Origin of the sequence: Dysgonomonas sp. PF1-14 (assembly GCF_029892965.1) — a bacterium.
In the GTDB taxonomy this organism is placed as follows: Bacteria; Bacteroidota; Bacteroidia; order Bacteroidales; family Dysgonomonadaceae; genus Dysgonomonas.
In genome coordinates this window covers 23,881-47,611 of sequence record NZ_JARXWN010000019.1, presented here as the reverse complement: position 1 = coordinate 47,611, position 23,731 = coordinate 23,881, and the positions used below count along the sequence as shown (strand labels likewise).

Genomic DNA, 23,731 nt, shown 5'->3' with positions numbered 1-23,731 from the left:
CTTCCTCTCAGTCAACCGGTCGCTACGAACTATAAATGAGGCACAAAATTACAACTTTATTTTCAATGAAGCACCCCAACGTGCCGGTTTTGATTTCTGTGCATAGTATGAACCCATAGATTCGAACAAGAAGGCGTTATAATCCCTGTCGAGAATATTCTTTCCCCAGAACTCAAGGGTAAAGATGCTTTTCTCCAATGCCAGATGTGCATTCAGCGTTCCGTAAAAGCCCTGTGACATTTCATTGTCTTCTGCCCAATAAATTTTTCCGACTCCGGAAAAATTGGTATCAAACGTAAAACGGTCGAGTATCGTTTTATGTTTGAAATCGTACGAAATACTGCCGCCGACACTGAATGTGAAGCCGGGTGCAAACGGAATGTGATTGTTAGTATAATTCTCAACAATATCCCCCTCACCATCTTTTACCAGATAATCTTTGAAACGGGCATCGGCAAATCCGTAATTGGCATACAGATAAAAGCCATTGCACGGACGAGCTTTCAATCCCACCTCGAAACCTTTACTTACTGCTTTTCCGGCATTACTGACCATGCGGCCACCACGATTGTTGATAAATTGCGTGATCTGCACATCGCGCACATCTATGTAATATAGGGCGAAATTGGTAGACAATGTATTACTGATAATATCCGCCTGACCACCAAGTTCGTAATTCCAGCTATATTCGGGTTTGTAAGCGATGCGGCTGTTTACCTGTTCTTCTGTCATTTCACTCTGACGCATAGCGCCTTCGAGAGCCTCCTGTAACAGATCGGCAAATATTTGTATATTGTTCCCTCCCGCTTTGTAACCGCGCGAAGCAGAAACATACAGATGTGAAGCCGGATTTATCTGGTATTTTATAACACCTTTTGGTAACAGTTCGAGGAAATCGTCGGACGAACGTCCTTCGAGCAATGCCTTCGCTACCTGAGGGATGGCAACGGGCGAGCCTTGCGGCTTGATCGTATAATTTGCCAATGCATCAGAATAATATTTCAGTTCTGTCTTTTCATAGTCGAGACGTAAGCCGAGTGTAACCGACAAACCGGGTGTTGCAAACAGGTCATTGAAAGTAGACTGATGGAATGCCGCCGCGCCATAGATTGGACGTCTGAAATTACTGTTGAGATCGATAACATTGTCCGTAAACTTAATCTCGGGCATCATCGGATTTCCGGCATGCGCATTATCAAGCGGCTTTTGTAGGTACTGGGCAATTCCGTCTTCCATCATATACACCGGCGATGTGGTATGCAGGTAATCATAGAAACCGTATCCTCCAAAAGACCATTGGTATCGGGATTTGGATGTAGATTTAATAGTTACTTCCTGACTAATTGAGTTCTGGCGCTGACGCTGATTGATCTGGAAATATGATTTAGGCGTATAGTCCTGATCCATATTCATATCATCGTTCAGATACTGATACCCTGTCGTAGAATTTATTTCATAACCCTTCCCTGCATAACGAAGAGCAAGCCCATTGGTTAGTAGTTTCCGCTTATAGTAGCTGTCTGAATTGTAATCTATCTCGGTTGTCTCTATATTGGCATACGGAAAAGCTCCCTGATCTACATAATCGAAGCTTACGGAATATGTTGCCGAAAAACGGGGAGTAATTTCCCATGCAAACTTAGCACGACCGCCTCCGTTTTTCAGATCGTCCACTTTCTTTCCGTTATACTGGTTTGTGAAATAACCGTCATCCTGCTTGTAGTAAGCTCCTATCGAAACCCCCATCTTACTGCCTAAACGCCGGTAATGTGAAGCATTCCCTGAAAGCTGGCCATGGCTTCCACCTCCGACTTTTATAGTAGTGCCTTCATAATTGAGTGGAGAAAAAGTATAAATATTGATAATTCCACCCATTGCATTCCGTCCGTACAGCGTACCTTGTGTACCGCGTAACACTTCTACCCGCTGAATATCGAACAGCTCGGCGTCGAATGAGGTAGTATTGAAGTATGGTACATTGTCTACATACATACTTACTGTCTGATCTCCCGAACGCGCACCAATACCGCGTATATATAACGGACTTGTCATTTTAGAACCATAATCGGCTGCAAAATAGTTGGGTACTATCGAGCTGAGGTCTTTCAATGAATACACTTGTAATCCTTCCAGATTTTTAGGAGAGAATACCGAAACGGCCGCAGGCAACGATTTCAGACTATTCGTTTCTTTTGTGGATGAGAGGATTACAATATCTTTCTTCAATTCGGTATAAAGTGTGTCTTTCGACAAACCGTCTTTAGCATAAATATTGGGTAAGAATAGAAAAGAGAGGGCACTTAATAATACAATTTTTGTATAAATATAACTTTTCATACTTTGATTTATTAAAACGACTACAAAGGAAAAACTTTGCAATCGCTTTATCAATCACTAGATGTAGTGATTTGAATTATCGGCATTTGTTGTGTAGATCGGTGTTTATGAGGATGAGGGAATTTTATCTATAAGATTTTGAAGGGGCGTACCCTTGTGGTCACTCGATAGGGAAAAGTGATCTTTGAATTGATAAATCGGCGGAGTAAAAAATGAAAAAATGTGCAAGGCTTGTCAGGTTTTAGTTAAAATTAGTCTCACGCAAAGGAAATACTTGTAACTGCCCGTAAGGTATAGTAAACTTGTAACTATTGTCAGGTTTTAGTTAAAAAGAGAGATAAGCTGTATTGCGGAACACAACCTATACTATTTATTGCATGATATTTACAAGATAGGTTGAGCAGTGTAACTATTTTTCTTAATTTTGCAACCTGATAATTTGAAATAATACAAAAACCCGATATGAAAATAGAAAATAAGCTACAGGAATTCGTTGTTAAAGCCATTGACTCCTTATACGGACAAACAGTATGTGCAGAACAGGCATCCCTACAAAAGACCAAGAAGGAATTTGAAGGGCATCTGACACTGGTTGTTTTCCCTTTTCTTAAAATTTCGAAGAAGAGTCCCGAGCAAACAGCACAGGAGATAGGTGAATGGTTGAAAGCAAATACAACAGAGGTAGCTGACTTTAACGTTATAAAAGGGTTTTTGAACTTGTCGGTAGCTACATCGGTATGGATAGAACAGCTAAACGACATTCATGCAACGACCAATTACGGACTGAGAACTGCCAATGCTAATTCTCCGTTGGTGATGATCGAATATTCGTCTCCTAACACCAACAAGCCGTTGCATCTGGGACACGTCCGCAATAATCTGCTTGGGTTTGCCTTGTCGGAAGTAATGAAAGCAAACGGGAACCGTGTGGTTAAGACCAACATAGTAAACGATCGTGGTATCCATATTTGCAAATCCATGCTGGCATGGCAGAAATGGGGAAATGGCGAAACTCCCGAATCGAGCGGTAAAAAAGGAGATCATCTTGTCGGCGATTATTATGTACTTTTCGACAAACACTATAAATCCGAGTTAGCTGAGCTGAAAGCTAAAGGACTATCCGATAAGGAAGCAGAAGCTGAATCTCAACTGATGGCGGAAGCCAGAGAAATGCTCCGCAAATGGGAAGCCGGCGACATAGAAGTGGTTGCCCTGTGGGAGAAAATGAATGCGTGGGTATATACCGGATTCGACGAGACCTACAAACGACTGGGTGTTGATTTCGATAAGATATATTATGAATCGCAGACATATTTGGATGGCAAAGATACTGTGATGGAAGGCCTGAAAAAAGGCGTATTCTACCAGAAAGAGGATGGCTCGGCATGGGCAGACCTGACAGCCGAAGGGCTTGACCACAAACTGTTGCTGCGTAGTGATGGTACTTCTGTGTATATGACACAGGATATAGGTACGGCAAAACTTCGTTTCGATGACTACCCGATCAATAAGATGATCTATGTAGTAGGAAACGAGCAGAATTACCACTTTCAGGTTTTGTCTATATTGCTGGATAAACTCGGATTCGAGTTTGGTAAAGGATTGGTACACTTCTCGTACGGAATGGTAGAACTACCTGAAGGCAAGATGAAGTCGCGCGAGGGAACGGTTGTAGATGCCGATGACCTGATAGATGAAATGGTATCTACAGCAAAAGAGACATCTCAGGAGTTGGGAAAACTGGACGGGCTTTCAGAAGAGGAGATCAACAATATCTCACGCATAGTGGGTATGGGGGCACTCAAATACTTTATATTGAAAGTCGATCCGAAAAAGAATATGACTTTCAACCCGAAAGAATCTATTGACTTTAACGGCAATACAGGCCCTTTCATACAATATACGCACGCACGCATACAGTCGGTTATCCGTAAAGCTACCGAGCAGCAAATCAACATTCCGGCATCTTTGCCTGCAAACATTGTGTTAACCGTTAAGGAGGAGAACATGATACAGCTTGTGGCCGACTACGCACCTATTGTAAAACAGGCTGGTGACGAGTACAATCCGGCTCTGATAGCAAACTATATATACGATCTGGTAAAAGAATACAACCAATTCTATCACGATTATCCGATCCTCAGAGAAGAGAATGCCGATCTGAAAGGGTTCAGGCTTATGCTATCGGAAGAGGTTGCTAAAATAGTGAAGAGCGGTATGTCGCTACTTGGTATTGAAGTTCCGGACAGAATGTAAATCACTCGCTATCATAAACTTCATCACCATTAATATTACCGAAGTTATCCACTCCGAGTTGTTCTTTTAGTTTTGGAGTTCCCTTGTATCTTTTTATCAGGTCTTCCCGGTAGGCTATTATTTTTAGAGCCAGCTCGGACTTACTCGATTGGGGCAGTTCATCAAAAGCCGTTTTTATCCATGACACTGCACGCTCTATATTATCGAGGCATTCCTGAGCCAGAGCTACATTCGACGCTATCTTGGCGCGTTTACCGGCATTCTTTTCAGTGGAATACAACCCTTCCCAGATATCGGAAGCTTCTTTCCATTTACCGGCTTTAACGAGGGCTTCAGCTTCTTTCATACTTGACGAACCATCCACATAATACCAGCGTTCATGGCTCTTCCATGAGGGTATAAATTTACCAGTAAGGCGATCTGCCCCAATAATAGACATATCGGTAATCAGCGTATTGATCTCATGTATGTTGTTCCGTCTGATATCCCATTGAGCTCCTCCCTCACTGAATAGACTGTCGACATAGGCTATAGGCATAACTTCCCGCCCATCTTTTGTATATACTCTGAGTACAGTTCCCAGCTTTGCACTGAGGAAGTTGTAATTGTTGAAGTAATATGTATTCTCCGATTCAATTCGGGCAGTCATCACAAACAGGTCGAGCGCAATCAGAGCATCGGCTTTAGTATTGTTGCATATAGATTGTACTTTTCTTGGCGAGAGAGGCCTGACATCTTCAAATGAGACTTTACTATTAGTCCGATAAGGATGCAGGCTAACCTTAGTGAAGTAGTTCTCTTCGCCCATAAATTGCTGTAAAGAATTCAGCATAATCGTTCTGACACTATCCATAGACAGGATAGATGTGCCGGTTTGCCCTTTCTTATTGTTTGAATCCTCCTCTGCATCTTCAGTATCTCCCAACGGGCTATTGTCAACAATGACGACATTGGTTACTTCGGGAGCAAAGGTCACCTCAGCCGGCTCCAGTGTATCTATACTGATAAAATTGATAGATGACGCACACGAGCTCAGCAGTATAGCCGCTATGATGTTGATATATATATACTTCATATTAGTAATATTAAAGTCTTAAAAATGAATCCGACCATTGTATATTTGCTTTTATCGGACTTTCGCGACTCTCGCCTCTTTAACTGCTAAATGTACAAAAATAAGCTTTATATTTGCAATAACAATCAACAAATAATGGAACAATCTCCCGCGAATACAGTTTTCAGTCTGGCTGCTGATATAATAGGCAATACTTCCCATAGCGTTTTCCTCACAGGTAAAGCAGGTACAGGGAAGACTACCTTTTTACATCATATACGCAACCATACTGACAAAAACGTCATAGTGGCTGCACCAACAGGTGTTGCCGCGATTAATGCGGGGGGAGTAACGCTGCACTCATTACTACAGCTACCATTCGAGCCTTTTATCCCCAACTTTGAAGGGAAGAAAAAGCTGGACTACCATTTCAAACTAAGGCGATCGAAGATAGAGATGCTGCAAGAGCTCGACTTACTCATCATAGACGAAGTAAGTATGCTGCGAGCAGATGTACTCGACGCTATCGACCATATGTTGCGACGCTATCGCAACAGCCAGCAGCCTTTCGGTGGCGTTCAGATGCTCTTCATCGGCGATATGTTCCAATTACCCCCTGTTGCACAATCAGCTGAATGGGAACAGTTAAAACACTATTATCCGTCTCCGTTTTTTTTCCATGCTCAGGCATTAGAAAGTTTTCCTTTGCTATATATAGAGCTTAAGACCATATACAGACAGCAGGATCAGCTATTTATAGACATACTCAACCGTATCCGCAACAATTGTATTAATCAGCAAGACTTGCAATTACTCAATCAGCGCTATAATCCATCTTTTAGGTTACCCGAGAAAGACCGTTATGTGGTGCTGTGTACACACAACTACAAGGCAGACCGGATAAACAATGAAGAGCTTGCCCGCCTGACATCTAAAGAGTTTATATACAAGGGACAAATTACAGGCGACTTCTCCGAGAACTCCCTTCCCACAGAACATGATCTGGTACTGAAAGAAGGGGCGCAAGTGATGTTTGTAAAAAATGATACAGGTGAACACCGTCGCTATTATAACGGGAAATTAGCTACCATAAACCGGCTGAAACCGGACAAAATAGAGGTCTGCTTCGAAAACGGTGACCTGATGGAACTGGAAAGTGAAACATGGAGCAACATACGCTACAATCTGAATATGGAATCGGGCGAAGTAGAGGAAGAAGTGCTCGGTTCGTTCACCCAGTACCCTATCAGGCTGGCATGGGCTATCACTATACACAAAAGTCAGGGGCTGACATTCGACAGGGTAGTGATAGATGCCGGACAAGCCTTTGCCGCAGGACAGGTATATGTAGCCCTCAGCCGCTGTACATCACTCGATGGCATTGTTCTGTATTCGCGTATAACAGCCCAGAGTATAAGTACGGACAAATATGCAATAGAGTTTTCAACAAAAGAGCAGGACATAGCCTATCTGCAAGAGATACTGAGACAGGAGAAGCCCCGATATTGCGCCGAACAACTAAAGAAGTATTTCGACTGGTCACCTTTTATCCGTAGCCTTCATAGCCTAAACGAGTTGGCTACTGACAAGAAAATACCGAAGCAGGAAGAAACTCAGGCTGCTATAGCCCTTATGTGTAGCCGTGCCATAGAGCAGCAGGAAATAGCTCAGAATTTCATTAAGGAACTGAATCGCATATTATCCGCTCCTAATCTTGATATAGACTATTTGAAAGAGCGTGTACGAAAGGGAATTCTTTACTTTCACCGCGATGTGCAGCAATATATCATTGTACCTATAGAAGATCACCTGAATAGTCTGAAAAATGCGTCTAAGGTAAAGTCATACCTTAAGAAGGCTACTAAAATACACACTACCCTCCTTCGCCTGCTGGAACGGCTCGAACATGTCCGGTACGGAGATCTTGATCTTACCGGAGATCTGAACTTTGAACGAATAGCCTCTGCTCAGAAAGAGTCGTCGGATGCTGAACCGGAGAAAAAGAAACGTCCCGAAAAAGGGGATTCACAACGCCTTACCCTATCTTTATTTAAGGACGGACTGCCTATAAAAGATATAGTCAAAGAACGTAACCTCACTACATCTACCGTAGAAGGACATCTGGCCGGATTTGTTTTGACAGGAGAGCTTTCAGCAAATCAGCTTATAAGTGAAGAAAAGATAAGCTATCTGTCGGAAAAACTGAAAGGTATAGATCCTAAAATGTCCTTATCGGCAGTTAAAAACACATTACCACGTGAATATACTTATCTGGATATAAGAACTGTTATAAATCATCTACGCTTTCTGGCTAAGCAACAAGCCCTATAAAATTATATAGATAGCAATCATATGGCATATACTGCCACCCAATACAAACAGGTGAAAAACAGTATGCATATATCGCTTTTTGGTCCACGAATAGAATAATGCCCCCACAATATAGGAAACACCTCCGCCTATCAGCCAATACAGAGAGGCTAATTGTCCGTTTGCAGATAATACATCATACAATGGTTTGAATGCAATCAGTATAACACCTCCCATGAGGACAAAGCAAACCGTTTCCAAATTACTGTGATCTTTCAGATTTGTAAAACTGACTATCAGGCCCGCGATTGCTGCTAGACAAATGAAAAAGAACAACGACCAGCCCCAAGCTCCTTCATTGCGAAGGACAAGTAGCGTAAAAGGAATGTAAGTTCCGGCTATATGCAGGTAGATGGCTCCATGATCAAATTTGCGGAGAAGTTCTTTACGGTGTTTTTTTTCAGGAGGGCATCCATGATAACAAGTTGAAGTCACATAAGAGGCCAGCATTCCGAACAAATAGGCAACGACGCTCCCAACCGACCAATTGTTGCCGCTAATAAATGCTTTCGTAAGTAACACATACCCTCCTACTATACCGAGTATAATGCCTAAACCATGCGATATTGTATTAGCTATTTCTTCTCCCTTAGTATAATATTTTATGCTCATTTTTATATTTTGATAAACTTATTTGATCCTCATCACAAGTCTATAAACAAAAAGAGCGGAAAAGTCTGTACTTCTCCGCTCTTTATTTCTTAAATGCCAAATTATAGAGCAGCTAAATCTGAGCCAGCTTTAAATTTAACAGTTTTTTTAGCAGGGATATTGATAACTGCTTTAGTTCTAGGATTAATACCTTTTCGTGCAGCTTTTTGAGTTACAGAGAAAGTTCCGAAGCCAACTAGGGCAACTTTACCACCGTTTTTAACTTCTCCTGTTACTGATTCGATGAAAGCCTCCAGAGCTTTTTTAGAATCTACTTTGCTCAAGCCTGATTTTTCAGCAATAGCATTGATAAGTTCTGTTTTGTTCATAATAAAAAATGTAATGATTTAATTAAACATTATATAACTGAGATTACTTTTTCTGGTGTCATTTCTGTTCTAGGATTCAAATATAAGTGTTTTATTTAATAATCATAAAAAAAAAGGGGAAAAACTCACTCTAAATCAGAAAATATCTAAATGGAGAGACGTTTTTCGGGTGAAAGACAAAAAATATCTGTATTTTTGGACTTTCAAAAGTAAATATTTAGGATAATCAGAAATGAATCAGAATAATACGGGTTTTATGGGAGGTATTCCTCCTGTCACACGAAATCTATTAATCATAAATGCTCTGATATTTTTTGCACAATATCTATTGGGCATAAATAAGGGACAATTTTCCATTATTGATTGGTATTGCGCACTATTCCCAATCAACTCCGAATACTTCTTTCCGCACCAGATTATAACCTATATGTTCCTGCATGGAAGTATAGGGCATGTATTCTTTAACATGTTTGCAGTTTACATGTTTGGACGTACCCTCGAAATGGTATGGGGATCGAAGAAATTCTTCATTTATTATATCATAACAGGTATAGGCGCAGGTGCAGCACAACTGATAGTTACCTATCTCACAGGCTCTCCATATCCTACAGTAGGCGCCTCCGGTGCCGTATTCGGCATACTTGTTGCTTTCGGCATGCTGTTTCCTAATGTAGAACTCATGCTAATATTCCCTCCAATACCGATCAAGGCTAAATGGTTTGTAATCGGATATGGAGCATTAGAACTCTTCTTAGGATTTGCCGACAGAGCCGGCGACAATGTTGCACATTTTGCGCATTTGGGAGGGCTTTTCGTCGGACTTATTATTCTATTATACTGGCGCAAAAAAGGATTTATGACCAATGGGAATATATTCAAATAACATAAAACCGATACTCAAGCGTAAAGATATACTGATACGACTGATAGTTATCAATATCGGAGTGTTTCTGCTATTGGCTGCTTTCAATATATTGAAGCTGTTCCACATCGATATCGCAGATACCATCATAAGCTATATTGCACTACCTGCGCGGTTAGATGTGCTGTTGACACGCTTCTGGACTCCTCTGACGTATATGTTCGCACACCAGAATGTACTGCATATTCTGTTTAATATGTTAATGCTGTACTGGTTCGGGCAACTGTTTCTGATGTATTTCAATCCAAAGAACCTCGGCAGCTTGTATATTATCGGAGGACTGGCCGGAGCAGCTTTATATCTGCTTCTGTTCAATACAATTCCGATGCTCGTAGAGATGAATTACTCCATCATGCTGGGTGCGTCAGCCTCTGTAATGGCTATTATCTTTGCCGTTGCTTTCTATAAGCCTGATCAGGAAGTTATGCTGTTCATCTTCGGGCGGGTAAAGATCATATACATTGCACTCGTGCTTCTTGTCCTCGACCTTATCGGCATCAGTAGTATATCTAATGTTGGTGGGCATATAGCTCATATAGGAGGTGCTATTGTCGGGTACATATATGCAAAACAGTACCTCAGAGGAAAAGACATAACAAAGTGGCTCAACAAAACGATAGACTGGATTGTTAATCTTTTCAAACCTCGCAATACATCAAAAAAAATGAAGGTTAAATACAAAAAACCGGAAACAGACTACGAATACAATCAACGACACAACAACGAAGCGGAAGCCATAGACCGTATACTGGATAAAATAAAAGCATCGGGCTACACAAGCCTGAGTGCAGAAGAAAAAAAACGATTATTCGATGCCAGCAACAGAAAGTAATACATTCACAGGGCGAAAAATAGGGAAGGTCATAAAATATATTGTTTTTGCCACTAATATACTGGCAATACTCTTCCTGCTATTGTCTATCCTTGCATGGACAATATTACCATCCAAAGCAACATTCATAGCCTATCTCGGACTTGTGTTCCCCATCACGCTATTTGTCAATGTAGCGTACCTTATTCTTTGGACTGTCTTCTGGAGATGGCGATACGCACTTGTACAACTTATTGTTATCTTATGCTGCTGGCAACCCATCTCTACCAGTTTTCCCATACACTTCAAGACAGATAAGCTACCGGAAAACAAAATTAAAGTCCTTACTTATAATGTAAGAGGATTCAACTGGCTGAAAGGCAAAGAAGCCCGTAAAAACCCTATTTTCGACTATGTAGCAAATAGCGGAGCCGACATTGTTTGCTTTCAGGAATTTGCCGTATCCACAGATAAACGGAAGAATAATATCATCACCGAAGAAGAGATAGACAAGATAATGAAGGACTACCCCTATAAGTCTATTATAAGGCTGGGGAAAGCTCGTAAAAATTCGACATACATATATGGAATAGCCTGCTATTCTAAGTTTCCCATACTCGAATCGAGAAAAGTAGCCATAGAAAGTGACTACAACGGATCAGTCATCCATACCCTTGATATGCAATACAAGAAAGTAAGCCTTGTGATCAATCATTTGGAATCGAACAGGCTTACTGCCGCAGATAAAAAGTTGTATAAAGACTTCCTAAAAACGCGTGACAGGGAATCGTTCGATGAAATGTCCCAAACTTTGCAGGAAAGACTTAGTACAGCCTATAAAGTGAGGGAAGAACAGGTAAATATCATTAAACAGTTTATGGATTTGCAAAATACCGATGCCACCATTGTCTGCGGTGACTTCAACGATACGCCAATGTCGTACGCTTACCATACTATCAGTAAAGGGCTTATAGATGCTCATGCAAATACAGGGTTCGGACAGGGCATTACATACCACGAAAATTATTTCCTTGTAAGGATAGATTATATCCTACACTCCAGTTCCTTCCAGTCTTATAACTGTACAGTCGACAAAGTGAAATACTCTGATCATTATCCGGTATGGACTTATTTGGCGTTCAGATAGTAGCTACATTTTAATAAAACCTGACTTCCCAAAAATAAATCCGCCAGCTAATGTTTAAACGGCGAATGAGAAGCTATTATCTTATATCAGATATTTACCTCCAGTTCTTTCAGTTTGTCGAGACTATCGAGAATAGCATCTGTATTAGCCTTATACATCCGTTTATACTCCCAGTATGCTCCTACTATACCTATTATTACCAATACTCCGATTGCTACCCAACGCCACAATTCCATATTAGGAGATATTATACAGGCAACAATTATATCAGTCTGCCCAATGCTTTTCCTGATTTTGAACGTAGCATTTCCTTTATAATCGTTTCTTTCAATACCTCCTGCTTTTGCAGCCGTTCATCGAGTGATGTCCATGTATTTTTTAATTCATCCAGTTCCATTTTTCTTGATTTTAAAGATTCGACATTTGCCTCAATTTTTTCTTGCAAACCAGATAAACTTTTAACAAAAAATCCTCTCACATGTGCGTAAGAGGACTTTAAATATATATGATAAATGTTTTACGCTGCTACTTTCTTGGCATCTATCCGTTTCACTACTTGCCCGTATATTACTAATGCGATGGCGGAGACAAGTCCTATACCCACAAATACATACCAGATATAGTGTGCATTAGCCGTTGCTGCTGCATATTCGGTAGCCGAAGCAAAACCTTTAGGATCGGGGCAGAATTTTTCGAGAAGGAATCCCGATAGCCCGAATGCAAACAGATATGAAAAAAATGAATGTAGATGACTGAATCCCAGATACAGCCCTTCCTCACCTTTGGGCGATTGCAGGGAGAAGTATTCGAGGAATCGCGGCGAAATAAAACATTCTGCCAAAGCCTGCATCGCAATACCTATAATCATCATAAAGGCAACAGGGTGCATTCCCAAGATAGGTTCTCCTCCAAACAGATTGCCAAAAGACATAACCAAGGCTGAGAACGGAATAATAAGCATGCCGATGGTCATTGAGTTCAGTGCTGTGTACTTTTTCATCAAGGTGGTAATAAGATTAACACAAAGGAAAACGACGAATGGATTTACATTTGCATACCAACCCGGAGAAGCATCCTCGCCTATCAGGCGGATCACATATTTGGGCATGGTGGCGTACATCTGGCTCTGAATCATCCAGAATCCGCTGATAATAAGTATTAGTGCGATTAGCCGACCATTTTTACATACTTTCCATAATGCACTTCCTATCTCCGTAAAGCTTTTACCCTTACCTTCCGTTTTAACCGATTTATAAAAGAAAAATACAGCTATCAGCGCTATGAAAGTCATTGTCGCAGCAAAGAAGTTGAGGTATACAAGCCCTTCGTCTCCCATGCTTCTGCGCAATGGGTCTACTACCGTTTTTCCGGTAAAGGCTCCGATGTTTACCATCATATAGAAAATGGAATATCCTCTGGCTCTGTTTTCTGATGTGGTTTCGCGGGCTACAGTTCCCGATATTACCGCTTTGATGAAAGCCCCGCCTATTACGATCAGTACCAGAACGGGAGCAATACTCCAGCGGAGCATACTTGTTTCCAGTCCGGTAAAGGTGGTCTTCATATCGTAGCTTACCAGTCCTGCGCTTTCGAGCATGGTAGGGAGCAACCCTAATCCGCCGTAGCCGATAGTCAGCAAAGCGAAGGCCAGCATAATAGATGATCTAAATCCTATTTTGTCGGCATAAGCACCTGCAAAGGTTGGGAGAAAGTACAGTGAAGCGGAGAAGATACCGGATATGATACCAGCCTCAATGTCTGAAAACCCCCAAACATTTGACAAATAAAGTGTTATAACTATAAATACAGCATAGTAAGCCAGTCGCTCAAGTAATTCGACGGAATTGGCTACCCAAAAAGCTTTAGAAAATTTAGTCATCAGATAATTTTAGAATTGTTAAAATACAAACGAATTGTCACAAAAATAGGAAAATAATCCGATACTAAAAGGTTTTTAACTATACAGATGTTCTTATTTTGCCTTTTTTAATTCAATACAGAAAGTTGTCCCTGTATCTATTTCGGAAGATTTTACATAGATTTTTCCTTTATGATAGGAATCTATTATTCGTTTTGCCAGTGACAACCCAAGCCCCCATCCTCTGGTCTTTGTAGTATAGCCAGGATTGAATATAGTATTGAACTTCGATTTCGGTATTCCCTTACCTGTATCTTTTATGTCGAGGCTGATGATCTTCCCCTTTTCGTACAGACTGAATGTGATCTTTCCCTGTCCGCCCATCGCATCCACAGCATTCTTTGTCAGATTCTCTATTACCCAGCTCAGTAGAGGCTCGCTAACATCGGCATAGAGTGCTATATTAGACAATTGAAGCTCGAAAATTACTTTCCTTGAAATTCGTTTTTCGAGATAGGTAATTGTTTGCCGCACTATTTCGGTTATGTCTTTTTCCTCGAGGGCAGGTGCAGATCCTATTTTGGAGAAACGGTCAGTTATCATTTGCAATCGGTCTACATCTTTCTCCATATCTATGAGGATGGATTGATCTGCTTCTTTCAGCTTCAGATATTCGATCCATGCCAGTAAGGATGATATAGGTGTTCCCAACTGGTGTGCTGTTTCTTTGGATAATCCAACCCACAGCCTGTCCTGTTCCATCTTCATGGTGGTGAAGAGAGCAAAGAATGCTGTCAGCATAAAGATCAGTAGTACGGCAACCTGTATATACGGATATAGTTGCAAGCGTTTTAGTGTATATGAGTCGTCATAATATATGTACTGGTCGAAATCTTCTACTTCTATGATGATGGGTTCGTGGCTCTTTGCAAATTTGTCGGCTTTTTTCCTTAGAAACTCTTGTTCTTCTGTTTCGGGAAGTTCTATATTAATGGATATGTACAGGTTCTCTTTTTTATCGTGTAATATAACAGGTATAGAAGTGTTACTGCTGAGTACCCGTAAAACAAGCCCCATATTGGGATTTTCGGCGCTGTTGGCAGCCTCTTTGGTGGCCTCAGCCCATATTTCCATTTTGTTGCGCTCTTCTTTGGCAAGGTCTTTTACGAAATAGTGAGATATAACAAGCGAACCGAGTGCTATCAACATAGCCACGATAATAAAAAGATACCGTAGTAAGACTTTGTTATTTTCAACTATTTTCATGTGCTAAAGATAGCTGTTTTTTATTTTTGTAAACGCGGAAAGCGGGCTTATCTTTTGTCTTTGTGTGTATTGTAAAGTTCAAAAATTCTTCAACTCCTGATACAGCCGTTGTATAGGTAAGCCCATAATGTTGAAATAAGAGCCAGAGATATATTCTACGGCAATATACCCTATCCATTCCTGCACACCGTATGCACCAGCCTTATCCAAAGGTTTGTATTTGTTTACATAATATTCGATTTCGTCCTCTTCCAACTGTGCGAAACGCACTTCGGATGCTACACCAAATACTTTCTGTTTAGCCTTTGTGGTGATGCATACCCCTGTCAGCACTTCGTGCGTTTTACCAGACAGGTCACGCAGCATTTGCTTTGCTTCGCTTTCGTCCTGCGGCTTGCCATATACTTTTCCGTCAAGTACTACAATAGTGTCGGCTGTGATCAGTAACGTATCTTCTTTGATATGATCACTATAGGCATCAGCTTTCTCTTTTGCTATACACAAGGCAATATCCATTCCCTGCAATGTATCGGGGTATGACTCGTCTATATCGGGTAACGTTTTCACTTCATAGCTAAGGTCTAAGCCCGACAGTAGTTCTTTCCTGCGTGGGGAGTTCGATGCCAGTATTATTTTGTATCGGGATAGGTCGAGCATAGGAAAATATCTTTATTGCGTAATTCTAATTGTAACAAATAGCGTTTTACATCTAGTCCGTAGGCATATCCGCCCAAGCCTTTTCCTTCATTCACTACGCGGTGGCAAGGTACTATGATGGCAATATTGTTTCGCCCGTTGGCAGAACCTACTGCACGACAAGCATTGGCAGAGCTTATAGCTATGGCTTCGTTTTTGTATGAAACCGTTTGTCCGTAAGGGATGGTATTGAGGTAGCCCCATGCTTTTTGTTGAAAAGGTGTTCCTTCCTGTTTAAGTGGAAGGTCAAATTCTTGTCTTTCTCCTGCGAAGTATTCTTCCAGTTGGGATATCGCTTTTTGGAGCAGGTGGGTGGGTGCAACATTGTTAACTGAAATTGCTTCGCTTACAATTCTGACCGCAGAGATATATCCGTCAGACTCTGTTATTTCTATTACTCCTACGGGAGATTGTAAAAAAGCCTTCATTTCTTTTCTTCGGTTTGTTTTCGTTCTTCGTCCAGCTCCAGTTTATCATCTGGCGCAGCCGTTTGAGGAAGCGTTTCGATGGTTTATCTCTCAGATACGATTCTATATGTCTTTTCTTTTTCTCCTCCAGTATTTCATCTACATTGATGAGTATGCCTGTTTCCTCCACATTGCCGAAAGTGTCGTTCACTGCTGTGCCAAATACTTTCATCTGTGGCGACAGGCTCATATATGCATTTACCAATGGGGGAATATTAAGATCAAGTTTTCGTACCGATGTGTTTAATATCTTGTAATCGGTTTTGAACGATTCACCGTCGAATAGTTTCTTCAGTTTCTTTTTGTCAGTTTCTATCTGAAGTGCCTGTTTAGGCCATACCAGTGTGTCGGGATCCGGGAAGTACTTGTTGAGAAAGTATAGGATCATGTCCCTTGCATTGGTATTGTATGTATCGTACATTGTCACCTTGCCAAAGAAATACTTCATAGAAGGATCGGCGACAGACAACGCTCCCAGCCCATCCCACAGATTGTCGAGCGCAAATATTCCTTTCGATCCGGCCAGTGTAGACTGGTATTCGAGTGTAACGAAAGACCGTCCCAGTTCGAAAGTGTAGGGCAGGTATTCTTTTATAAACTTCTTGGAGAAATGAAACAGGTGCGATGTTGCCAACACAGGCTCACCGTTATCATCGAAACAGATGTCCGGCCCGCATATAAATCTGTAACCGCCTATTATCTCCTCAGCTTCAGGATTCCATACAATTAACTGCTTGTATGGGTTGTCCATCGTATCGTATTCGTCGATGTCTACCGCTTTACCGGTACCACCCCCGTAGTAACGGAACGCAATCTCGCGCAGACGCCCGATCTCCTGCATCACATACGGCGAATTGTGATGAGTAATTATATAGATTTCATTGTGAGCCTTATTTGTATGCCTGAGGAACTTATCCTTAGTCAATTCGGCTTTCAATAAAGTCTTATCAATAGGTGCGATGATTGTTTCCATCTATTATTTGTTTGTATTCGCTAGATTATACGCCTTTTCCTTTACATATCCGGCCCACTCCACAGCACTTTTTGTGTTGTCGAAGAAGGCATAAGGTATGGGCTCACCAATGGTGATGGAAAATCGCTCGTTTTTGTTCTTAAACATCTCGTCCGGTAAAAAGACCAATTCTACATTGAACTTTACCCCCAGTTTTTTCCTAATATTTGCAAATCTATAAAAGAAATTTGAATTTTCCCCATTAAAGTAGACGGGAACTATGTCTCTTTTGGTTTCTATAGCTTTTATTATGAAATTCTTTTGCCATGTCAGGTCTCTGATCATTCCCTTTTCACGACGCGAGCACAGCCCCGCCGGAAAGGTGACTATCTGGTCATCTGAGTTATAAGCTTCATTTGTTGTATTTGCTGCTTCCCGCGACTGTTTCCCATATTTGTTAACAGGCAGGAATATCGGCTGTAGGTTGCGGATGAAGTAGAGAAAATCGTTTACCACATATTTTATCTTCTTATCGAAATGTTCTCCTATTACTGCCGACAGGCAAATCCCATCGAGCCCTCCCAGCGGATGATTGGATGCAAAGATATAGCGTCCGTTCTTCGGAATATTTTCTAATCCGTTAACATCGAGTGTGAGATTGAAGTACCCTACAACAGCCTGCATAAAGTCTACACCTTGCTTGTCTGCATAGATGGTGAGTATTTCGTTCAGTTCGTCCAGATGGATCTTTCGCTTCAGGTAATTTAGAACAAAACGCGGCATCTTGCTATAAATGTCAGGCGCCTTTTCCTGCAATATTTTGTCTAAATCCAGTATCTGGGGTTCTTTATTCATGTCTGAATGTTGATATACCTTTCTTTATACAAAAGTAATTCATTTTACTGTATCTATACTTTAAAAAATGTATAAATAGTGATAAGAGTCGATATTTAATAGATTAAAGCTATTATATTTGCACTGATATAAGTATAAAAAATCAAAAGAGATTATGATAAATAAGATAAAACTAGCCTTGTTTGCATCAGTCATGCTAACCATTGGTTTCCCCCTATTGACACAGGCAAAGGATAAGCCAAAAGAAAAGTCCCCGGTGGTGATTTTGTCCACATCTAATTATGCTAAAGAGACAGAAAAAGGCCTTGTGCTGGTCGATTTCTGGGCGGCGTGGTGTGCCCCTTGCCGCCGTATAGCACCTCTGCTGGAAGAGATTGCCGTAGAATATAAAGATTCGGTGAAAATAGCTAAACTGAATATAGATAATTACAAAGGGTTAGCTGTAGGATTAGGTATTCAGGCGTTGCCTACCATCGTGGTGTATAAAGACGGAAAGGAAGTGACACGTCTGAAAGGGCTACAGTCAAAAAACGATCTGATAAATGTAGTGAAAACATATTCCGGGAAAACTACTGACTGATCCAGTCGAAGCGGAGGTAAGGAATAACTGTTTTTGCGATTTCGATCATAAGAGGATAAGTGTGGGAGGCTTCGCGCACATCCTCTTTTATTATGCTCTTATTCTGGTCAAATTCTATGAGCAGGTTCAGTAATATGCTGAATATGACAATCCACTTTGCTGCGGAGAAGAGCCCTCCTGCCAGCCTGTTCAGTGTATTCATTTCCAGAGCGTCGGCAAACGATTCCAACAATTTACCAGCAAAGAAAAGTGCTACCAGAATAGCAATAAATGCTACTATATATGACAATGGGCCTATGATGTGAGGAGTAGCGTTTGTCAACTCCGCCAGTTTAGGCGCAATGATTTCCGATAATTTTCCGGCAAAGATAGCACCCAGTATAATACCTGCAAGCGATGCAGCCTGCATAATAAATCCTGAAAAGCACCCCCTGATAAAGGCTGCTACGAACAGTATGACAACAAGAAGGTCGAACCAGTTCATAATATATTCAATTATCTATAAACAACAAAAGTAAGGATTTTATCAATCCTTACTTTGTCGTATGCTTAAAATTTCGCTTATTCCTTATTATTTAGGAAATTCGTCAGAAACTGTAAGTTTTGCTCTTCCTTTAGCTCTGCGTGAAGCTAGTACTCTGCGTCCGTTTGCAGTAGCCATTCTTGAGCGAAAACCATGTTTGTTTTTTCTCTTTCTGTTAGATGGTTGAAAAGTTCTTTTCATCGCTATATGTATTTTCTGTTATTATTTCTTTCTCGAGTTTCGGGTTGCAAAAATAGGATGTTTATTTAATATAAGCAAGAATATTAACGTTTTATTTTCTGAAATGTAATAAAACTATATCCGTATTTATGCTTCTCGTCCGGCTCATGATCTTCTTTCGACATCTCTTTCCAGACTGCCATATCCACATCGGGAAAAAATGTATCCGTACCCTCAAACTTGTGGTGTATGCGCGTCAGGTACAGCTTGTCGGCAATCTTAACAGCCTCTTTATAAATAGTGCCTCCGCCTATAAAGAACAGTTGAGGCTCATCCTTGCACAACTCTATGGCTTCGTCAATGGACGATACCATTTCGCAACGTTCAAAGTGCAAGTCTTTGTTTCTTGTTATCACTATGTTCCGCCTGTTGGGCAGCGCACCTTTGGGCAACGACTCGTATGTTTTGCGCCCCATAATTACGGGATAGCCTTCTGTTACAGACTTAAAGAATTTAAGATCGTTGGGCAGATAGCAAAGCAGGTTGTTGTCTTTACCGATGGCGTTGTTTTCGTCTGCCGCTACTATGATTGATTTTGTAGTTGTCATATCTATTAGTTCTTTTTAGGTTCCAATCCTATCTTCTTTGCTTTCTCCATCAAATACTGATACGCTGCCTCATATTCATTAGGTATCACTCCGTCCAGAATAGCGTCTTTTACGGACGATTTCAGGCGGCCGACTTCGGCGCTTGGTGCAAGTCCGAATATCTCCATGATCTCTTCGCCCGATATTGGCGGTTGAAAATTGCGTACATGGTCTTTTTCCTCTATGTCTTTCAGCTTTTGGCGAACAATCTTGAAATTGTTGAGATAGCGGCGTACCTTGTCCGAATTTTTAGACGTTATATCTGCTTCGCATAGCACCATCAGATCTTCTATATCGTTTCCGGCCTCAAAAAGAAGGCGGCGTACAGCCGAATCGGATATTTCCTCATCTACCAGTACCTGAGGACGCATGTGTAACGTCACCATTTTTTGCACATACTTCATTTTTTCGTTCAGTGGCAGTTTCATCCGGCGAAAAATACCCGGAATCATTTTCTCTCCGATGAAGTTATGGTTGTGGAATGTCCATCCCAGTTTTTTATCCCATCTTTTTGTTGCCGGCTTGGCTATATCGTGCAATATGGCAGCCCAGCGCAACCATAGGTCATCGGTCTTTTTCGCTATATTATCCAGTACGGCAAGTGTATGATAAAAGTTATCCTTATGCCCTACTCCATCCTTTGTTTCAGCACCTTTCAGGGCTACAAGTTCAGGAAATATCAGTTGCAACAACCCTGTCTGGTCGAGTTGCAGGAAGCCAATCGAAGGTTTTGGTGACAATACTATTTTGTTCAGTTCATCTATTATCCGTTCTTTAGAGATTATCTCTATTCGTTCTTTATTGCGGGTGATGGCATCGAATGTCTCCGGTTCTATATCGAATCCCAGCTGCGACGAGAAACGGATAGCACGCATCATACGCAACGGATCGTCGCTAAAAGTGATGTCGGGGTCGAGCGGTGTACGAATAATGAGGTTCTCCATATCCTGCAATCCGCCAAAGGGGTCGAGTAATTCACCAAATCTCTCACCGTTGAGGCATACAGCCAGAGCATTGATCGTAAAGTCTCTGCGATTCTGGTCGTCTTCGAGTGTGCCATCTTCCACTATCGGTTTGCGGGAGTCTCTTTGGTACGACTCTTTACGCGCTCCTACAAATTCTATCTCTGTATCTTTATATTTTATCTGGGCTGTCCCAAAACTCTTAAATACAGACAGTTTCGCTTTCCTCCCTAATTCTTTGGCGATGGCTTCAGCCAGTTCTATACCTTTTCCTACAGTGACTATATCAATGTCTTTCGATGGGCGATGCAAGAATATGTCGCGCACATATCCGCCTATAGCATAACATTCTAGCTGCATATTGTCGGCTGTTTGCGAAATGATCTCAAATATTTCACCTGAAAATTTTCCTTTCAGTATATTCTGTATATTATCGTTGTCGTGCAAATCGTTGTACGTGTTTTATATTATGACTAATATTGAACCGCAATAAACGGTTTTCTGGCTGTAAAGATAATAATTCTGTTTGTTAAATATGGTTTGAGGTCGTACTCTTAATCCGGATAAACTTTCTGTATTGAAGTATGACCGCTTCATATATAACGAAGCGCAAAACAAAACATTTTGTCACATATAAATGTTAAAGGACATTATAAATATAGCTTTCGTGCTGTATTTGATGGAGATTGTTTATTCCCCCCTCTTAAGGAGTCAAAAAATGTTAGTGATTATGTGCATTTTAAGTACAATAATGATAAATTAATGTATAATAATGTCTTAAAACCTAAAATAATTTGTAATTTGGTACCAGATTACAAATTTTACCCAGAATAATTCTTTGCGAAGCGTATGACAGTGTGGAGTTATATTAGAAATGCATTAGTATTTCTGTCAGTCTTTTTTTTTGCATGTGGAGCAAAAGATGATGGTGCCAGATTAAGGCTGGATACAGCCCGACATTTGTACGAACAGAAAAAGTATATAGAAGCTAAAGAGGAACTGGACAGTATAAAGATATTGTATCCTAAATCGTTTGATGAAATAAGGGCAGGATTAGCTTTACTGGATACGATAAGGCGTGCCGAAAATGTACAAATTATCACAGAATGTGATTCGTTGATAACCTTGTATAACCCGCAACTGGAAAAAGCAAAAAGACAATTTATCTATCAACGGAATAAAGATTATCAGGAGTCGGGGGCATATGTTCCGAAAGAAACAATATCGGGAGAGGCTATTACGGCTACTACCTTGCGTTCGGGGGTGGGCGATGATGGTGTGTTGTATATAGAAAGTGTATTTGTAGGAGTACAAAAACACAATAAAATAAGAGTTGCGGCAAGAGACGGCTCTTTTATGGAATCACTTCCTGTAAACGATGATGGCCTCAATTACCGATTCTCTAATATGGATAAGAGTTATGAAATTATCAGATTTGCCGGAGCTAACGAAAACGGAATCGGAGGATTCATTTATTCACACGAAGACAAACCACTGACTGTTACCCTCGAAGGACAGGGTAAGTATTCATATATTTTATCACAAACTATAAAATCTGCGGTTTCAAAATCTTTTCATTTATCAAACATGATGCTCCAGCTCGACAGTCTTAAAACTGCGAAAGAAAAAGCGGAATATCATATTTATTACCTTGATAACAAAAAGAATAAAGAAGCTGGGGATAATATTAAATGAGAAAATCCTTAAGCTTATGCAAAAAGAAAAATCTACTATTATAGCTCATGATCAGGAAATATTTATTCCGAATATTTCTGTCGATTGCATCATTCTCGCTTTTCATGGAGGCCGCCTTAAAACGCTACTATGTAAGTTTAAGGTAAGCGACAGATGGATGCTTCCCGGAGGGTTTGTCGGCAAAGACGAAGATCCGGACGAAGCAGTTCTTCGTGTGCTGAAAGAAAGAACAGGGCTGGATGATGTATATTGTAAACAATTCTACTTTTTCGGGAAAAAGGGACGAATTAAGCCTGATGAAAATGAAGAGATGCTGAAAAGATTTTACGTTGCACCCAGCAATGGACATCAATCTCCAAACAGATACATCAGTCTCGGCTATTATTCATTGATAAAATATGGTGAAGCCCATGTAGTAGCCCATGAGTATGAAGATGTGGAGTGGTTCGATATAAATGAAATTCCCCCTCTATATGCCGACCACAGCGAAATATTGAATACGGCAATACAGACTATTCGCAAGCAAATCGGATTTGTTCCTGTGGGATATGAGCTATTGCCCGAAAAGTTCACAATGCCGGAGCTAAGGACAATATATGAAGCAATATTAGGACGCGAACTGGATAGGCGTAATTTTCAACGTAAGATGTTGTCCATCGGTTTTATACAGCCCCTTAATGAAACCCGTAGAGCCGGAGCACACAAGTCTCCTAACTTGTATAGTTTTATAAAAGACAAATATGAATATGCCGAAAAGAACGGCATACAGATAATGAGCAATAATTTCTAGGTCATTATTTCTTGAATACAAGATATACAGCTGCTATCAGAAATACGAAAGCCAGCAGGTGATTCCATTTAAGGTCTTCTGTCTTGAAGGCCAGCGTACTGAACAAAACAAATACAGTGAGGGTGATCACCTCCTGTATTATTTTTAATTGCATCAGAGAAAAAGGGCCTCCATTTTCCTGAAATCCGAGTCGGTTGGCCGGTACCTGAAAGCAATATTCAAAAAAGGCAATTCCCCAACTGATGGCTATCACTCCAAAAAGTGGCAGGGCAGCAAACCATGAATATTCTCTCATCTTCAGGTGTCCATACCATGCGAAGGTCATAAAGATGTTGGAAACGATCAGTAATAAAACTGTATATAAACCAGCTAAGTTCATGTGT

The 23,731-nt window shown here is 40.8% G+C and carries 25 protein-coding genes; 8 read left to right on the top strand and 17 right to left on the bottom strand.

The window, feature by feature from the left end:
• Positions 1-48 precede the first annotated feature (48 nt).
• Positions 49-2,337 (bottom strand): TonB-dependent receptor, encoded by a 2,289-nt coding sequence (locus M2448_RS17725; RefSeq protein ID WP_280647475.1) that lies wholly within the window; start codon positions 2,335-2,337, stop codon positions 49-51.
• 462 nt (positions 2,338-2,799) lie between these two features.
• Between M2448_RS17725 and argS the strand changes: the two genes are divergently transcribed.
• Positions 2,800-4,593, top strand: coding sequence for an arginine--tRNA ligase (argS, locus tag M2448_RS17720; protein WP_280647474.1), 1,794 nt, complete (start codon positions 2,800-2,802; stop codon positions 4,591-4,593).
• A 1-nt stretch (position 4,594) separates the two neighbouring features.
• Here argS and M2448_RS17715 read toward each other — a convergent pair whose 3' ends face one another.
• Positions 4,595-5,668, bottom strand: a complete 1,074-nt coding sequence (locus tag M2448_RS17715) for a DUF6340 family protein (protein ID WP_280647473.1) — start codon at positions 5,666-5,668, stop codon at positions 4,595-4,597.
• A 135-nt stretch (positions 5,669-5,803) separates the two neighbouring features.
• Between M2448_RS17715 and M2448_RS17710 the strand changes: the two genes are divergently transcribed.
• Complete coding sequence (locus tag M2448_RS17710) at positions 5,804-7,978, top strand: helix-turn-helix domain-containing protein (protein ID WP_280647472.1); 2,175 nt, start codon at positions 5,804-5,806, stop codon at positions 7,976-7,978.
• Here M2448_RS17710 and M2448_RS17705 read toward each other — a convergent pair.
• Positions 7,973-8,629, bottom strand: a complete 657-nt coding sequence (locus M2448_RS17705; RefSeq protein WP_280647471.1) for a hemolysin III family protein — start codon at positions 8,627-8,629, stop codon at positions 7,973-7,975. The two genes, M2448_RS17710 and M2448_RS17705, sit on opposite strands and share 6 nt — an antisense overlap.
• A 101-nt stretch (positions 8,630-8,730) precedes the next feature.
• Positions 8,731-8,997, bottom strand: a complete 267-nt coding sequence (locus M2448_RS17700) for an HU family DNA-binding protein (protein WP_280647470.1) — start codon at positions 8,995-8,997, stop codon at positions 8,731-8,733.
• A 232-nt stretch (positions 8,998-9,229) separates the two neighbouring features.
• On the opposite strand from M2448_RS17700, the gene M2448_RS17695 reads away from it, so the two are divergent.
• The 3 genes from M2448_RS17695 to M2448_RS17685 are packed head-to-tail and all read left to right on the top strand — an operon-like array spanning position 9,230 to position 11,877.
• On the top strand, positions 9,230-9,880 hold the full coding sequence (locus M2448_RS17695) for a rhomboid family intramembrane serine protease (protein ID WP_280647469.1): 651 nt from the start codon (positions 9,230-9,232) through the stop codon (positions 9,878-9,880).
• A complete protein-coding gene (locus M2448_RS17690) occupies positions 9,861-10,751 on the top strand; it encodes a rhomboid family intramembrane serine protease (protein ID WP_280647468.1) in 891 nt (296 codons plus the stop codon). The genes M2448_RS17695 and M2448_RS17690 overlap by 20 nt, the downstream gene beginning before the upstream one ends.
• Positions 10,732-11,877, top strand: coding sequence for an endonuclease/exonuclease/phosphatase family protein (locus M2448_RS17685; protein ID WP_280647467.1), 1,146 nt, complete (start codon positions 10,732-10,734; stop codon positions 11,875-11,877). The genes M2448_RS17690 and M2448_RS17685 overlap by 20 nt, the downstream gene beginning before the upstream one ends.
• 86 nt (positions 11,878-11,963) lie before the next feature.
• Here the strand turns inward: M2448_RS17685 and M2448_RS17680 are convergent, their stop codons facing one another.
• From M2448_RS17680 to M2448_RS17645, 8 genes are all read right to left on the bottom strand, one after another.
• The gene (locus M2448_RS17680) at positions 11,964-12,113 is read right to left on the bottom strand and encodes a hypothetical protein (RefSeq protein WP_280647466.1); all 150 of its coding nucleotides are present in this window, start codon (positions 12,111-12,113) and stop codon (positions 11,964-11,966) included.
• Between the two features lie 26 nt (positions 12,114-12,139).
• The gene (locus M2448_RS17675; protein WP_280647465.1) at positions 12,140-12,274 is read right to left on the bottom strand and encodes a hypothetical protein; all 135 of its coding nucleotides are present in this window, start codon (positions 12,272-12,274) and stop codon (positions 12,140-12,142) included.
• A gap of 120 nt (positions 12,275-12,394) precedes the next feature.
• Positions 12,395-13,756, bottom strand: coding sequence for an MFS transporter (locus M2448_RS17670; RefSeq protein ID WP_280647464.1), 1,362 nt, complete (start codon positions 13,754-13,756; stop codon positions 12,395-12,397).
• A 93-nt stretch (positions 13,757-13,849) separates the two neighbouring features.
• Complete coding sequence (locus M2448_RS17665; protein ID WP_280647463.1) at positions 13,850-15,001, bottom strand: HAMP domain-containing sensor histidine kinase; 1,152 nt, start codon at positions 14,999-15,001, stop codon at positions 13,850-13,852.
• A 78-nt stretch (positions 15,002-15,079) separates the two neighbouring features.
• Complete coding sequence (locus M2448_RS17660; RefSeq protein ID WP_280647462.1) at positions 15,080-15,658, bottom strand: Maf-like protein; 579 nt, start codon at positions 15,656-15,658, stop codon at positions 15,080-15,082.
• Positions 15,631-16,125 (bottom strand): methylated-DNA--[protein]-cysteine S-methyltransferase, encoded by a 495-nt coding sequence (locus M2448_RS17655; protein WP_280647461.1) that lies wholly within the window; start codon positions 16,123-16,125, stop codon positions 15,631-15,633. The genes M2448_RS17660 and M2448_RS17655 overlap by 28 nt, the downstream gene beginning before the upstream one ends.
• Entirely contained in the window at positions 16,073-17,137 is a 1,065-nt protein-coding gene (locus M2448_RS17650) for a GNAT family N-acetyltransferase (protein WP_280647460.1), read from the bottom strand. Before M2448_RS17650 ends, M2448_RS17655 begins: the two co-directional genes overlap by 53 nt.
• 3 nt (positions 17,138-17,140) lie before the next feature.
• Entirely contained in the window at positions 17,141-17,971 is an 831-nt protein-coding gene (locus tag M2448_RS17645; RefSeq protein ID WP_280647459.1) for a 1-acyl-sn-glycerol-3-phosphate acyltransferase, read from the bottom strand.
• Between the two features lie 154 nt (positions 17,972-18,125).
• Here M2448_RS17645 and trxA point away from each other — a divergent pair, with 154 nt between their 5' ends.
• Positions 18,126-18,551 carry a thioredoxin gene (gene trxA, locus M2448_RS17640; protein WP_280647458.1) on the top strand — a complete coding sequence of 142 codons (426 nt, stop codon included), beginning with the start codon at positions 18,126-18,128 and terminating at the stop codon, positions 18,549-18,551.
• On the opposite strand, the gene M2448_RS17635 is transcribed toward trxA, so the two are convergent.
• The 4 genes from M2448_RS17635 to M2448_RS17620 all read right to left on the bottom strand — a co-directional run bounded on the left by M2448_RS17635 (position 18,541) and on the right by M2448_RS17620 (position 21,310).
• Positions 18,541-19,035 (bottom strand): CvpA family protein, encoded by a 495-nt coding sequence (locus M2448_RS17635; RefSeq protein ID WP_280647457.1) that lies wholly within the window; start codon positions 19,033-19,035, stop codon positions 18,541-18,543. The genes trxA and M2448_RS17635 overlap by 11 nt on opposite strands.
• An 87-nt stretch (positions 19,036-19,122) precedes the next feature.
• On the bottom strand, positions 19,123-19,275 hold the full coding sequence (gene rpmH, locus M2448_RS17630; RefSeq protein ID WP_280647456.1) for a 50S ribosomal protein L34: 153 nt from the start codon (positions 19,273-19,275) through the stop codon (positions 19,123-19,125).
• 83 nt (positions 19,276-19,358) lie between these two features.
• Positions 19,359-19,862 carry a dihydrofolate reductase gene (locus M2448_RS17625; protein WP_280647455.1) on the bottom strand — a complete coding sequence of 168 codons (504 nt, stop codon included), beginning with the start codon at positions 19,860-19,862 and terminating at the stop codon, positions 19,359-19,361.
• Between the two features lie 5 nt (positions 19,863-19,867).
• The gene (locus tag M2448_RS17620) at positions 19,868-21,310 is read right to left on the bottom strand and encodes an HD domain-containing protein (RefSeq protein ID WP_280647454.1); all 1,443 of its coding nucleotides are present in this window, start codon (positions 21,308-21,310) and stop codon (positions 19,868-19,870) included.
• A 402-nt stretch (positions 21,311-21,712) separates the two neighbouring features.
• Here M2448_RS17620 and M2448_RS17615 point away from each other — a divergent pair, with 402 nt between their 5' ends.
• Together M2448_RS17615 and M2448_RS17610 are read left to right on the top strand one after the other, a co-directional pair.
• Complete coding sequence (locus M2448_RS17615; protein WP_280647453.1) at positions 21,713-22,558, top strand: hypothetical protein; 846 nt, start codon at positions 21,713-21,715, stop codon at positions 22,556-22,558.
• Between the two features lie 16 nt (positions 22,559-22,574).
• On the top strand, positions 22,575-23,348 hold the full coding sequence (locus tag M2448_RS17610; RefSeq protein WP_280647452.1) for an NUDIX domain-containing protein: 774 nt from the start codon (positions 22,575-22,577) through the stop codon (positions 23,346-23,348).
• A 4-nt stretch (positions 23,349-23,352) separates the two neighbouring features.
• On the opposite strand, the gene M2448_RS17605 is transcribed toward M2448_RS17610, so the two are convergent.
• Positions 23,353-23,727 carry a DMT family protein gene (locus M2448_RS17605; protein WP_280647451.1) on the bottom strand — a complete coding sequence of 125 codons (375 nt, stop codon included), beginning with the start codon at positions 23,725-23,727 and terminating at the stop codon, positions 23,353-23,355.
• Between the last annotated feature and the right edge of the window lie 4 nt (positions 23,728-23,731).